The sequence below is a fragment of the Pseudomonas siliginis genome, assembly GCF_019145195.1.
GTDB lineage: Bacteria > Pseudomonadota > Gammaproteobacteria > Pseudomonadales > Pseudomonadaceae > Aquipseudomonas > Aquipseudomonas siliginis.
On record NZ_JAHSTW010000001.1, the window covers coordinates 231,737 to 245,547 of the forward strand.

General features: G+C 62.0%; 12 protein-coding genes. 6 read left to right on the forward strand and 6 right to left on the reverse strand.

What is annotated here, in order from left to right; all coding sequences use genetic code 11:
• Window positions 1-9: 9 nt before the first annotated feature.
• From efeB to efeU, 3 genes are read right to left on the reverse strand one after another with little or no spacing between them, the layout of a single operon-like run.
• The gene (gene efeB / locus KVG87_RS01005) at window positions 10-1,308 is read right to left on the reverse strand and encodes an iron uptake transporter deferrochelatase/peroxidase subunit (protein WP_217848691.1); all 1,299 of its coding nucleotides are present in this window, start codon (window positions 1,306-1,308) and stop codon (window positions 10-12) included.
• A gap of 17 nt (window positions 1,309-1,325) precedes the next feature.
• Window positions 1,326-2,510: an iron uptake system protein EfeO gene (gene efeO, locus KVG87_RS01010; RefSeq protein ID WP_225930729.1), complete on the reverse strand. Its 1,185-nt coding sequence runs from the start codon at window positions 2,508-2,510 to the stop codon at window positions 1,326-1,328.
• An 8-nt stretch (window positions 2,511-2,518) separates the two neighbouring features.
• The gene (gene efeU, locus KVG87_RS01015) at window positions 2,519-3,358 is read right to left on the reverse strand and encodes an iron uptake transporter permease EfeU (RefSeq protein ID WP_217848693.1); all 840 of its coding nucleotides are present in this window, start codon (window positions 3,356-3,358) and stop codon (window positions 2,519-2,521) included.
• Window positions 3,359-3,630: 272 nt separating this feature from the next.
• Here efeU and KVG87_RS01020 point away from each other — a divergent pair, with 272 nt between their 5' ends.
• From KVG87_RS01020 to KVG87_RS01045, 6 genes are all read left to right on the forward strand, one after another.
• A complete protein-coding gene (locus tag KVG87_RS01020) occupies window positions 3,631-4,647 on the forward strand; it encodes an AraC family transcriptional regulator (protein ID WP_217848695.1) in 1,017 nt (338 codons plus the stop codon).
• Between the two features lie 184 nt (window positions 4,648-4,831).
• Entirely contained in the window at window positions 4,832-6,496 is a 1,665-nt protein-coding gene (locus KVG87_RS01025; RefSeq protein WP_217848697.1) for an AMP-binding protein, read from the forward strand.
• A gap of 18 nt (window positions 6,497-6,514) precedes the next feature.
• The gene (locus KVG87_RS01030; protein ID WP_217848699.1) at window positions 6,515-7,276 is read left to right on the forward strand and encodes an SDR family NAD(P)-dependent oxidoreductase; all 762 of its coding nucleotides are present in this window, start codon (window positions 6,515-6,517) and stop codon (window positions 7,274-7,276) included.
• 12 nt (window positions 7,277-7,288) lie between these two features.
• Window positions 7,289-8,482, forward strand: coding sequence for an acetyl-CoA C-acyltransferase (locus tag KVG87_RS01035; protein ID WP_217848701.1), 1,194 nt, complete (start codon window positions 7,289-7,291; stop codon window positions 8,480-8,482).
• 142 nt (window positions 8,483-8,624) lie between these two features.
• Window positions 8,625-9,752: an acyl-CoA dehydrogenase gene (locus KVG87_RS01040; RefSeq protein ID WP_217848704.1), complete on the forward strand. Its 1,128-nt coding sequence runs from the start codon at window positions 8,625-8,627 to the stop codon at window positions 9,750-9,752.
• Window positions 9,753-9,767: 15 nt separating this feature from the next.
• On the forward strand, window positions 9,768-10,541 hold the full coding sequence (locus KVG87_RS01045; protein ID WP_024012950.1) for an enoyl-CoA hydratase: 774 nt from the start codon (window positions 9,768-9,770) through the stop codon (window positions 10,539-10,541).
• Window positions 10,542-10,632: 91 nt separating this feature from the next.
• On the opposite strand, the gene KVG87_RS01050 is transcribed toward KVG87_RS01045, so the two are convergent.
• The 3 genes from KVG87_RS01050 to KVG87_RS01060 all read right to left on the reverse strand — a co-directional run bounded on the left by KVG87_RS01050 (window position 10,633) and on the right by KVG87_RS01060 (window position 13,723).
• A complete protein-coding gene (locus KVG87_RS01050; protein ID WP_039762931.1) occupies window positions 10,633-11,784 on the reverse strand; it encodes an acyl-CoA dehydrogenase family protein in 1,152 nt (383 codons plus the stop codon).
• Between the two features lie 3 nt (window positions 11,785-11,787).
• Window positions 11,788-12,894, reverse strand: coding sequence for an enoyl-CoA hydratase/isomerase family protein (locus KVG87_RS01055; RefSeq protein ID WP_217848706.1), 1,107 nt, complete (start codon window positions 12,892-12,894; stop codon window positions 11,788-11,790).
• Between the two features lie 142 nt (window positions 12,895-13,036).
• Window positions 13,037-13,723, reverse strand: a complete 687-nt coding sequence (locus KVG87_RS01060) for an HPP family protein (protein ID WP_024012953.1) — start codon at window positions 13,721-13,723, stop codon at window positions 13,037-13,039.
• Window positions 13,724-13,811: the final 88 nt, after the last annotated feature.

Sequence of the window (13,811 nt, forward strand, 5' to 3'; positions counted from 1 at the left end):
GGTTGGGTGTCATGCGGTTTTGTTTTGGGAGGTGGCAGCGAGTAACGAGCGACCGATGAAGTCGTCATCTCCGGTAGCGCCGGGCAGGGTGAAGAAATAACCACCGCCGACCGGTTTGAGGTATTCCTCAAGCGGTTCGCCGTTGAGGCGGGTTTGCACGGTGATAAAGCCTTTTTCCAGATCGGCCTGATAGCAGATGAACAGCAGGCCCATGTCGAGCTGGCCGTTCTTGTTGACGCCGTTGGAGTAGTTGAACGGCCGGCGCAGGATCAGATTGGCCTGGGTCGCGGCGGTGCGCGGGTTGGCCAATCGGATGTGCGCGTCGAGTTTGGTCAGCTTGCCAGCCGGGTCTTTGCTGTAATCCGGCACTTCGCTTTCCTTGTGGCCGCCGATGGGCGCGCCGCTGCTCTTGACCCGGCCGAGAATGCTTTCCTGCTCCTGCAAGGGCGTGCGATCCCAGCGCTCGACGAAGTTGCGGATGATGCGCACCGCTTGATAACTGCCGTGGGCAGCCCAGGCCGGTTCGTCACTGTCCGGTTGTACCCAGACAATCCGCTCCATGGCCTTGGCGTCGTTGGAATCAGGGTTGGCCGAGCCATCGCGAAAACCGAGAAAGTTGCGCGCCGACTGCGCCGGTACACCGGGTTTGGCCGGGGCTTGCGGCGGGACGCTGCCTTCCTGTTTCCAGCGCACCAGCAACAGATCAGGCAGGTTTTTGACGATGTCGCGCAGGGCGTGAATGTTGGTGTCGGCGGTGTTGGCGCAGAACTGCAGGCTCAGGTCGCCATGGCAGCAATCGGCGTCCAAGGCATCGTTGGGGAAGCCAACCATGCGTTGCAGACGCTTGGGCTTTGCCGCCGCCAGACCGAAGCGCTCGTCGAACAGCGAATCGCCGACGGAAACGGTGATGGTCAGGTTGTCCGGGGTGACCACCGGGCCGAGGATGCCAGAGTCCAGCGGCGGCAGTTTCGGGTCGATCTGCGCGACCGGGCCGCCCTTCATCAAAAACGCGATGCGTTCGTTGAGGGTGCGGAACAGCCGCTCAAGGTCTTCGCGATCGCTGGCCAGCACATCGAACGCCACCAGCATCCCGGAGGCCGGGCGCGGGGTGACGATGCCGGTCTGGTGCAGACCGTGGAAATCGTGGCGGTCTTCGGTCTTGTCGCTGCTCGGCGCTTCGGTAACTTGCGCAGGCTGCGCGGCCATGGCCGGGCAGCTCAGCGCCGAGCCGGCAAGGGCGACACCGGCGGCGCCCATACCCATCAGCACGCGACGTCGTTGCAGGTTGAGAGGTTCAGAATCGTTCATCTGTCGTGGTCTTCTGCTTACAGGCCGGAAAGGCCGAGGGCGGGGTCGATGCCATCCATTGCCGTGGCCAGAGCCTTGGCTTTGGCGGCGATCTGCTGGCGTTGCGCGGCGGTCACGGCGTCGTAACTGACGTAGCCATCGGCGGATTTGAACGCGTTGAGCTGGTTGTCGAAGTCACTAATGGCCTGGTCGACATTCGCCAACACGTCAGCGGAGGATTTGCTCAGCATCGGGCGCAACAGGTCGACGACCTTGCGCGCGGTCTGCGCGTTGGCGGCGAAACCGTTGAGATCGCTGTGGCTGTAGCGTTCTTCCTCGCCGCTGCCGGCGCGCACCTCGGCGAGGCTGTTGAGGTTACGCACGACGATGCCCACCAGTTGCTCCGGCGGCAGTGACTGCGCGAGCAACTGTTGCTTGAGGGTGGTGACATCTGCGAGCAAGCGCTGGGCAATCGGCGTGACATCGTCGAGATTGCGCTGCTGGAACAGCGCGTATTCGAGGCGATGGAAACCGACGAACGCCGGATCCTGCTCGCGCTTTTCGAAATAATCGGCGCGGGCATTGATCTGATTGTCCAGCTCGGCCAGGCGCTGCGCCGCCGGCGCCAGACGCTGATAGGCAGCACGCGCCGGCAGGTACAACGCTTGCGCCTGCGCCAGATCGCCACTGGCGATCGCCTGATTCAGCGCCGTCGCCGCTTTGATCAACGCGCTGCTCTGAACGGCCAGATACACGCGAAACTCCGACAGCGGCCCGACGAAAGCCACCATCGACGGCTTGGCCTTGGCGGCGGCATCGGAAGCGGCCGTCGGCGTCACGTGCAAGGTGCCGCGCGGGTTGCTGAGCAAGCCGCAGGTGATCGCATAATCGCCCGGTTGCAGGTTGGCGTTGATCACCTGGCTCAGGCCCGGCGCGATGTTTTCCCGCTCTTCGACCACCAGCACGCCGTCGAGAATTTCCCACTCGACCGCACGCTCGGAGCGGTTGACGATGCGGAAACTGGCGCGGCCGGCGGGCACGGTCAGGGCATTCGGCTCGCAACTGTGTGGATGGATGTTGACGACGATTTCGTCGTGGTTGTGCTGACGCTTGGCGGCGGCCATGTTCGAGGCGTACCAGAACAGCCCGCCGGCGGCGATCATCAGCAGCACCGAGCCGGCCAGCGCCCAATGCAGGGCCGGAGGGGTTTGGGTAGTAGACATGAAGGGCCTTATTGGCTGGAAACGGAAGTGGTTGGCGTCGCCTGGCGAGGCGCGGGCATGAAGAACGTCACCAGTGCCAGCAGCAGATAAATCAGGTACGCGCCGAGGGTGCTGACGGTCGGCGCATCCTGATAACCGAACATGCCGGCCAGCACTGAACCCAGCGGGCCGTCCATCGGCAGCGTCGCGCTGAAGTCGAACAGCACCGTTTGCAGGTGATTCCACAGCCCGGCTTCATGCAGCGCCTGCACCGAGTTGGCGAGAATCCCGGCGGCGACCACGAGGATGAACAATCCGGTCCACTTGAAGAATGCCGAGAGATTGAGGCGCATGCTGCCGCTGTAGATCAGGAAACCGACAATCACCGCCAGGATCAGGCCGAGCAGGGCGCCAATCGGCGCGTCCGGGCCTTCGCTTTGCTGGAACACGGCGAGCAGGAAGAACACCGTTTCCAGGCCCTCGCGAGCGACGGCGAAGAAAACCATGGCGATCAGTGCAATCACTTGATGCCTGGATTGCGTCAGCGCTTGATCCAGCGAGGCTTGCAGCGAGTGCTTGATCGACCGCGCGACTTTGCGCATCCAGAACACCATCGAACTGAGAATGCCCACGGCGACCAGACCGACCACGCCTTCGAACAACTCCTGCTGTTTTTGCGGGAATTCAGCGCTCACCAGCTCCAGGCCACCGCCGACCAGCAGGGCAAGGGCGGCGGCGAGGAAGACGCCGATCCATACCGCTGGCATCCATTGGCCACGGCCGGTCTGCTGCAAATAACTGGCAATGATGCCGACGATAAGCGCGGCCTCGATGCCTTCGCGCAACATGATCAAAAAGGGAACGAGCATTGGCTAGCCACAGCGATTTAGATAGGAGGCTAAGTTGTAACATAATGACACTCATTCCCAAATGGCACTCATTGACATTTAGCTGAACCTTAGCTGAACAACTGTGATTCCTGTGGGAGCGAGCCTGCTCGCGAATGCGGTATGCCTGTGACATTTCTTTATCTGACACACCGCGTTCGCGAGCAGGCTCGCTCCCACATTGGTCCTGCGATGACTTCAGCAGCTGGGTTAAGATGCCCACCACCGAAAAACAACAAGGTTCACCTCGCTCCATGGCAGAAAAAGACACCATTGCCATTCAACTGGTGCGCGAAGCGCTGCTGCAGAGTTGTGCCCCGGGTGCGGCAACGGATGAGGCGTTGACCAAGGTCGGCATCGATCCGGCTTTGTTAGCGGCCGATGAGGGCAGGGTGCCGGCCTCGCAATACGCCAGACTCTGGCGCCTGCTGGCACGACGCGGTGATGACGAGTTCTTCGGCATGGACCCGCGCCCGCTCAAATCCGGCAGCCTGGCGTTTTTGTGTCGCAGCGCCATGGCGCAACCGACGCTGGCGGCGGCGCTGGATACCGGTCTGACGTTCCTGTCGCTGATGCTGGAAAAACTGCCGGCGCAACTGGTGCATCAGCAGAGCCTTGCAGAAATCGTCCTGCTCGAAGACGACGCCGCGCCGCGCCGCGCCTTTACCTATTTCACTTACTGGATGATCGTGCACGGCGTCGCGTGCTGGCTGGCCGGGCGGCGGATTCCGATTCTGGCGATTGAACTGCGCTGCGCCGAACCGGACTTTACCGACGACTATCGGGTGATGTTTTCGGAAAACCTGCGCTTCGAACGTCCGCGAACACGAATGATCTTTTCCGCCGATTGCCTCGATCTGCCGATCAAGCGCAGCGCCGAAGAGCTGAAACGCTTTCTGGCCCAGGCGCCAGCGAACATTCTGGTCAAGTACCGCGACCCCGACAGCCTCGCCAGCCGGATCAAGCAGGATCTGCGGCAGCTGCCCGCCGAGCAATGGCCGGAAACCGAGGCGCTGGCCCAGCAACTGTGCATGTCCGCGTCGACATTACGCCGGCGTCTGGCTGAGGAAGGGCAGACCTATCAGGGCCTCAAGGACAGTGTGCGCAAAGAGCTGGCGATCACCTGGCTGGCAGAGCCCTCGATCAGTTTCGTCGAGATTGCTGCACGGCTGGGTTTTGCTGATGCCAGTTCGTTCTACAAAGCGTTTCGCAAGTGGTCCGGGTCGAATCCGGGGCATTACCGGACGCTGATCCTCAATGAGGTGGTCTGACCCTACGCCTTCGCGAGCAGGCTCGCTCCCACCCAGGGCCGCGTGACCATTCCCCTTAAAAGGCTTGGCCAAACCAGTCAGCCACTTTGATAACTTTGACCATTGCCCCAAGCCCCGCGCGGCGCGACTATCCCTGTGTTGTTTACGGTTCCCAGCCTAATAAAAACACCGAGGGATTCTGGCAATGCGCGATTACTTGTCTGCCACCGAACAGTTCAACTATCAGCACACCGTCGATGCATCGCTCAGCGGCACGCTCGCTGCGCTCAACGCCTGCGTGGAATGTTGCGACCGCCATGCCTTGCCCGGGCGCATTGCGTTGTTCTGGGAAGGTCGCGACGGCTCAAGTGCGACTTACACCTTCACTGATCTGCAAGACAAAGCCGCGCGTTTCGCCAATTTCCTCCTCGCCCAGGGCGTGCAGAAGGGCGATAAAGTCGCCGGCCTGCTGCCGCGCAACGTCGAATTACTCATCACTGTGCTCGCCACCTGGCGCATCGGCGCGGTGTATCAGCCGCTATTCACTGCATTCGGGCCGAAAGCTCTTGAACATCGCCTGAACAGTTCCGGGGCTAAAATCGTGGTCACCGACGCGGTCAATCGGCCCAAGCTCAATGAAGTCAGCGCATGCCCGACCATCGTCACCGTTGGTGGCGCCAAAGGTCAGGGCATTGTTCGTGGTGATTTCAGTTTCTGGGCTGAGCTGGCCAACTATTCCGATGTCTGCGAGCCGGTATTGCTGACCGGCGAAGACCCGTTCCTGCTGATGTTCACCTCGGGCACCACGGGGCCGGCGAAAGCGCTGTCAGTGCCGCTCAAAGCCATCGTCGCTTTCCAGAGCTACACCCGTGATGCGGTGGACCTGCGCCCCGAAGACGCGTTCTGGAACGTCGCCGATCCGGGCTGGGCCTATGGCATCTATTTCGGCGTGACCGGGCCGTTGGCGCTGGGCCACCCGATTACCTTCTACGATGGCCCGTTCACCCTCGAAAGCACCTGCCGGGTGATCAACAAATACGCCATCACCAATCTCACCGGCTCGCCCACTGCCTATCGTTTGCTGATTGCCGGTGGCGAGGAGTTCGCCAGATCGATCAAGGGCAAACTGCGCATCGTCAGCAGCGCCGGTGAGCCGCTGAACCCGGAAGTGATCCGCTGGTTCGCCGACAACCTCGACGTGGTCATCCACGACCATTACGGCCAGACCGAACTGGGCATGGTGCTGTGCAACCACCACGGCCTCGAGCACCCGGTGCATGTCGGCGCCGCTGGTTTCGCTTCGCCGGGCCATCGCATCGTCGTGCTCGATGAGCAGTACAACGAACTCGGCGTCGGTCAGCCGGGCATTCTTGCCATCGACCGCCCGCAGTCGCCGATGTGCTGGTTCGGTGGCTACGAAGGCGCGCCGACCAAGGCCTTCGTCGGCAACTACTATCTAAGCGGCGACACCGTGGAGTGGAACCCGGACGGCAGCATCAGCTTCGTCGGCCGCAGTGATGATGTGATCACTACTTCGGGCTACCGCGTCGGCCCGTTCGACGTGGAAAGTGCCCTGATCGAACACCCGGCCGTGATCGAAGCGGCGGTCGTCGGCAAACCCGACCCGGAACGCACCGAACTGGTCAAAGCCTTTGTCGTGCTGAGCGCGCAGTACCGCGCCGCGCCGGAGTTGGCCGAAGAACTGCGCCAACACGTGCGCAAGCGTCTGGCCGCGCATTCGTACCCGCGTGAAATCGAATTTGTCAGCGAATTGCCCAAAACCCCGAGTGGCAAATTGCAGCGCTTTATCTTGCGCAACCAGGAAATCGCCAAGGCTCAAGAGGCCGCGGCGCACAACGTTTCAGCTTGAATCCAAGGAAACACCGTCATGCAGATTGAGAACAAGGTTTTTATCGTCACCGGCGGCGCCTCCGGCCTTGGTGCCGCCAGCGCTGAATTGCTGGTCAGTGCCGGCGCCAAAGTCATGCTGGTCGACATGAACGCCGAAGCCGTCGCCGCTCAGGCTCAGCGCCTGGGTGCGCAAAGTGTAGTTGCCGACATCAGCAATGAAGCCGCCGCCGAAGCCGCTGTGCAGGCGACCGTTGCCGCGTTTGGCAGCGTCAATGGCCTGGTCAATTGCGCCGGCATCGTCCGTGGCGAAAAAATCCTCGGCAAGAACGGCCCGCACGCACTCAGCAGCTTCGCGCAGGTGATCAACGTCAACCTGATAGGCAGTTTCAACATGCTGCGCCTCGCCGCTGCGGCGATTGCCGAAAGCGAAGCCAATGCTGAAGGTGAGCGCGGAGTAATCATCAACACCGCCTCGGTCGCAGCGTTCGACGGTCAGATCGGCCAGGCTGCGTACTCGGCATCCAAAGGCGCGATCGCCAGCCTGACCCTGCCAGCCGCCCGCGAACTGGCGCGCTTCGGCATCCGCGTGATGACCATCGCACCGGGCATTTTCGAAACGCCGATGATGGCCGGCATGACCCCGGAAGTGCGCGATTCGCTGGCCTCGGGTGTGCCATTCCCGCCGCGTCTGGGCAAGCCTGCCGAATATGCCGCGCTGGTGCGCCACATCATCGAAAACAGCATGCTCAATGGCGAGGTGATCCGTCTCGACGGCGCCTTGCGCATGGCCGCCAAGTAAGGAGGATTAGTCATGACTATGTCCAACGATCCGATTGTTATCGTCAGCGCTGTCCGCACACCGATGGGCGGTTTTCAGGGCGAGTTGAAAAGCCTTACCGCACCGCAACTCGGCGCGGCGGCAATCCAGGCTGCGGTCGAACGCGCCGGTGTCGCCAGTGATGCGGTTGATGAAGTGCTGTTTGGTTGCGTACTGCCCGCCGGCCTCGGCCAGGCGCCGGCACGTCAGGCTGCGCTGGGTGCCGGGCTGGATAAATCGACGCGCTGCACCACGGTCAACAAGATGTGCGGCTCGGGCATGCAGACCACCATCATGGCCCACGACATGCTGCTTGCCGGCAGTGCCGACGTGGTGATCGCCGGCGGCATGGAAAGCATGTCCAACTCGCCGTACCTGCTCGATCGCGCCCGCGCCGGCTATCGCATGGGCCATGGCCGCGTGCTCGATTCGATGTTTCTCGACGGCCTCGAAGACGCCTACGACAAGGGCCGCCTGATGGGCACCTTCGCCGAGGATTGCGCCGAGGCCAACAGCTTCAGCCGCGAGGCGCAGGACGCTTTCGCCATTGCCTCGACCACCCGCGCGCAACAGGCGATCAAGGACGGCAGCTTCAAGGACGAAATCGTCCCGCTGACGGTGACCGTCGGCAAAGAGCAGGTAGTGATCAGCAACGATGAACAGCCGCCAAAAGCCAAACTCGACAAAGTCGCCTCGCTGAAACCGGCGTTCCGCGACGGCGGCACGGTCACCGCAGCCAACTCCAGCTCGATTTCCGACGGCGCGGCGGCGCTGGTGCTGATGCGCCAGTCCCACGCGCAGCAACTGGGCCTCAAGCCGCTGGCGGTGATTCATGGGCATGCTGCGTTCGCTGATACCCCTGGGCTGTTTCCCACCGCACCGATTGGCGCGATCAAGAAACTGGTGAAGAAGACCGGTTGGACGCTGGATCAGGTAGATCTGTTTGAAGTGAACGAAGCGTTTGCCGTGGTCGGCATGGCGGCGATGACGCACCTGGAGATTTCTCACGACAAGCTCAATGTGCACGGTGGCGCCTGCGCGCTGGGCCATCCGATCGGCGCATCAGGGGCGCGGATTCTGGTGACGTTGCTCGCGGCTTTGCGGCAGAAACAGCTCAAGCGCGGCATTGCAGCGATCTGCATTGGCGGCGGCGAAGCCACGGCCATGGCTGTGGAATGCGTTTACTGAAGGCATCACCGATCAACTGTGGGAGCGAGCCTGCTCGCGAAGACGTCGTTTCAGCCAGCACATGCGTGACTGACACACCGCTTTCGCGAGCAGGCTCGCTCCCACAGAGTTCAATGTCGTACTCAGATTTCAAGGAATCACCATGATCCCCAACGAAGACCAGACCCAGATCCGCGACATGGCCCGGCAGTTTGCCGAGGAACGGCTCAAGCCGTTCGCCGCCGAGTGGGATCGCGAGCACCGTTTCCCCAGGGAAGCCATCGCCGAGATGGCTGAGCTGGGCTTTTTCGGCATGCTCGTGCCGGAGCAATGGGGCGGCTGTGACACCGGCTACCTCGCGTACGCCATGGCTCTGGAAGAAATCGCCGCCGGCGACGGTGCGTGCTCGACGATCATGAGCGTGCACAACTCGGTCGGCTGCGTGCCGATTCTCAAGTTCGGCAATGATGACCAGCGCGAGCGCTTCCTCAAACCATTGGCCAGCGGCGCCATGCTCGGCGCCTTCGCCCTCACCGAACCCCAGGCCGGTTCCGATGCCAGCAGCCTGAAAACCCGCGCGCGGCTGGACGGCGATCACTACGTGCTCAACGGTTGCAAACAGTTCATCACCTCCGGGCAGAACGCCGGCATCGTGATCGTGTTTGCCGTGACCGACCCGAGCGCCGGCAAACGCGGGATCAGCGCGTTTATCGTGCCGACCGACTCGCCGGGCTACAAAGTCGCGCGGGTCGAAGACAAACTCGGCCAGCACGCGTCCGACACCTGCCAGATTCTCTTCGAGGATGTGAAAGTGCCGGTCGCCAACCGCCTCGGCGAGGAGGGCGAGGGCTACAAGATCGCCTTGGCCAACCTCGAAGGCGGCCGCGTCGGTATCGCCTCGCAAGCCGTCGGCATGGCCCGCGCCGCGTTCGAAGCCGCCCGTGATTACGCCCGCGAGCGTGACACCTTCGGCAAGCCGATCATCGAGCATCAGGCCGTGGCGTTCCGCTTGGCGGACATGGCCACGCAAATTGCCGTCGCCCGGCAGATGGTGCATTACGCCGCAGCCTTGCGCGACAGCGGCCAACCGGCGCTGGTCGAGGCGTCGATGGCCAAGCTGTTCGCCTCGGAAATGGCCGAGAAGGTCTGTTCCATGGCCTTGCAAACCCTCGGCGGTTACGGTTACCTCAACGACTTCCCGCTGGAACGCATCTACCGCGACGTGCGCGTCTGCCAGATCTACGAAGGCACCAGCGACATTCAGCGCATGGTCATTTCGCGCAATCTCTGACAAGGAATTTTATTCATGACTTACGAAACGATTCTGCTGGAAACCCGCGACCGCGTCGGCCTGATCACCCTCAATCGGCCGCAGGCACTGAACGCGTTGAACGCGCAACTGGTCAGCGAAGTGAACCACGCGCTCGATACGCTGGAAGCCGATGCGCACATTGGCTGCATCGTCCTCACCGGTTCGAAAAAAGCTTTCGCCGCTGGCGCCGACATCAAGGAAATGGCTGAGCTGACCTATCCGCAGATCTACATGGACGATCTGTTCAGCGACAGCGATCGCGTGGCCAACCGGCGCAAGCCGATCATCGCCGCGGTCAATGGTTTTGCCCTCGGCGGCGGCTGTGAACTGGCGCTGATGTGCGACTTCATTCTGGCTGGCGACAACGCCAGATTCGGCCAGCCGGAAATCAACCTCGGCGTGCTGCCGGGCATGGGCGGCACCCAGCGCCTGACCCGCGCCGTGGGCAAAGCCAAAGCCATGGAAATGTGCCTGAGCGGACGCATGATCGACGCGGTAGAAGCCGAGCGCTGCGGCATCGTCGCGCGGATCGTGCCGAGCGATGAGCTGCTTGATGAGGCGCTGAAAGTCGCAGCGGTGATCGCCGGCAAGTCACTGCCGATTGCGATGATGATCAAGGAGAGCGTCAACCGCGCGTTCGAGGTCAACCTGACCGAGGGTGTGCGTTTCGAGCGGCGGGTGTTCCATGCCGCGTTTGCGACGCAGGATCAGAAGGAAGGGATGGCGGCGTTTATTGCCAAGCGTGAGGCTGCATTTCAAGGCAAATAGATGCGGTGCCTAAGCTGACGCTTTCGCGAGCAGGCTCGCTCCCACAGGATCTGCACCGTCCCATGTGGAAGCGAGCCTGCTCGCGAAGCTTTTACAACTGATAGTTCTTCAAATCCCGCGCAATCACCATCCGCTGTATCTCGCTCGACCCTTCATAGATCTGAGTAATCCGCGCGTCGCGGTAGTACTTCTCGACCGGGTAATCTTCCAGATAGCCATAGCCGCCATGAATCTGGATCGCCGACGAACAGACCTTCTCGGCCATTTCCGAAGCGAACAGCTTGGCCTGCGAAGCCTCGGACAAACACGGTTTGCCCGCCGTTCTCAACCGTGCTGCATGGAGGATCAGCAACCGCGCGGCGTTGATCTGCATGTGCATGTCAGCCAGCAGATTGGCGATGCTCTGGTGCTCGATGATTGGCTTGTCGAATTGCACCCGGTCTTTCGAATAAGCCAGCGCCGCTTCAAAAGCCGCCCGGGCGATGCCCAACGCTTGCGCGGCGATGCCGATGCGTCCGCCTTCAAGGTTGGACAGGGCAATCGCCAGGCCCTTGCCGCGCTCGCCGAGCAGATTGGCCTCGGGGATGCTGCAGTTGTTCAGCGTCACCGCGCAGGTATCGGAAGCGCGGATGCCCATTTTGTGTTCGGTGCGATCGACGATGAAACCCGGCGTGTCGGTCGGTACCAGAAACGCCGACAGGCCTTTCTTGCCCAATTCCGGATCGGTTACCGCGAAAACGATCGCCAGTTTCGCCCGTTTGCCATTGCTGACAAATTGCTTGGCGCCGTTGATCACCCACTGGCCGTCGCGCAGTTCGGCGCGGGTGCGCAGGTTGTGCGCTTCGGAACCGGCCTGGGGCTCGGTCAGGCAGAAGCAACCGATGGTCTGCCCACTGGCCAGATCGGCCAGCCAGGTCTGTTTCTGTTCGTCGCTGCCGTAGTTGAGCACCGGGCCGCAGCCGACCGAGTTGTGAATGCTCATGAACGCGCCGGTCGCGCCATCGCCGGCAGAGATTTCCTCAACCGCCAGCGCATAGGCAACGTAATCGACGTAGGTGCCGCCCCATTCCTCCGGCACAACCATGCCGAGCAGGCCCAGCTCACCCATCTTCGCCACCAGCGCGTCGTCGATCCAGCCGGCCTTTTCCCAGGCCTGGGCGTGGGGCGCGATTTCGCCACGGGCAAAATCCCGGGCCATGTCGCGGATCATCACTTGTTCTTCAGTCAGTTCGAGATCGTGCATGACTCAGCTCCCGCTCTCATCAAAACCATGGAAGAAACTCGCCACCTGCGCAGAGTCCAGCTCGGCAACGGTCGGCGGGTTCCAGCGCGGTGACTTGTCCTTGTCGATCAACAGGGCGCGCACGCCTTCGATCAGGTCGCCACGGGCAAACCACTGGCGGTCCAGATGCAGCTCCAGCGCAAAGCAATTCTCCAGACTCAGGTGCCTGCCGCGACGGAGCATTTCCAGGGTCACGGCCATGGCCAGCGGCGAGCGGGTTTCCAGCAGATCCGCCGTGCTGACTGCCCATTCATGGCTGTCGGCGACAGTGACGGCGCGCAATTGCTCGATCATGCTCGGCACGTCGGGCAGGGCAAAGAAATGATCGATGGCCGGGCGCAACGCCTCGAGTGGTGCGTCCGGCAGGGTTTGTACGGCGTGCTTGGCCAGCAGGTTCTGCAGCGACTTCAGCGGCGTGTCCTGCCACTCCATCTGGTCGAGCTTGTCGTCGAGCAGCGCCAGTTTGCTGCTGTCCAGGTACCAGTCGGCGAGGCCGCAGTACAGCGCATCGGCGGCGCGAATCTGCACGCCGCTGACGCCCAGATAAATCCCCAGCTCACCGGGGATGCGCGGCAGGAAGTAACTGCCGCCGACATCAGGGAAATAACCGATGGCCACTTCCGGCATCGCCAGACGGCTCTTCTCGGTGACCACACGCAGATCGGCGCCTTGCACCAGGCCCATGCCGCCGCCAAGAACGAATCCGTCCATCAGGGCCAGCACCGGTTTGCGGTAGTGATGAATCGCCAGATCGAGGGCATATTCCTCGACGAAGAAATCTTCGTGCAGCGTGTCGCCGCTTTTGTAGCTGTCATACAGCGAACGAATATCACCGCCGGCGCAAAAAGCCTTTTCACCGGCGCCGCGCAATACCACGGCGTGAACATCGGCATCAGACGCCCAGGCATCGAGCTGCTGCTGCAGCAGACGCACCATGTCGAGGGTGATGGCATTGAGGCCCGCAGGGCGGTTGAGGGTCAGGTGGCCGATATGGTTGCGCACCTCGGCCAGCACGTCGTTTTGCATGGCATCCATGGACGGGGTCCGCCGGGATGAAGCCTGAGCTGTCATCTGTAACTCCCTGCTTTTTATTGTCTTTATTCGAAAAGCCCGCGCGCGGGCGTTAGCGGATCGTAACAGTGCAAATTTGTCGTGTACAACGGGGATATGTGCAGGGGGAATCTGCGTTTTTACATGCCTCGAAATTGCGTGGCTATCGAAAGGTTTCGCTGATGCTGCGGCGCTTGGCGTGCAATTCGCTGGCGTGAATCAGACGTTCGAGGTCTTCGGGGGTGACGTCGATGAAGGCTTCCATGTCGGCCAGCGCCAGTTTCAGGTCTTCGGCGGTAATTGCCTGGCGGTCGACCGGGACCACTGGCGGTGCCGGGTCAGCAGCTCGCTTCGGATAGCGTATGCGAGTCAGGTTATTATAGGCCAGCGCGCTGACGAGCATGCAAAGGGCGCCGAGCATCACCGGCTCCATGGCTTTCCAGTCCATGGCGATGGTTGCCGGGTCGGCCAGCACCAGCGTCAACGCCAAGGCGCCGGCCGGTGGGTGCAGGCAACGCAGCCAGCACATGAGAATCACCGCCATGCCGGCGGCGAGGCAGGCGCTGCCCAGCGTACGGCCAAGCACATGGGCGACCAGCAAGGCGACCACGCCAGCACACAGGTAGCCGCCAAGAATCGACCATGGCTGGGCGAGGGCGCCCGAGGACACCGCGAACAGCAGCACCGCCGAAGCGCCGAGCGGGCCGACCAGGTGAAAGGCAACGTCATGGCCGAACACCTGCGCGCACATCCACACACTGAACAGCGTGCCCAGGGCCATGCCGATCGCGGCACGGCTCCATTCAGTAGGGCGGGTGTTGATGGCAGCGGGCAACCAGCGAGCGAGCATGTAGAACTGATCCTTTACAAAATCCGGGGCAAAAAAAAGGACTTGTCCGGCAAATCCGGAAAGCCCTAGAAGCGTTCCAACATTGGGG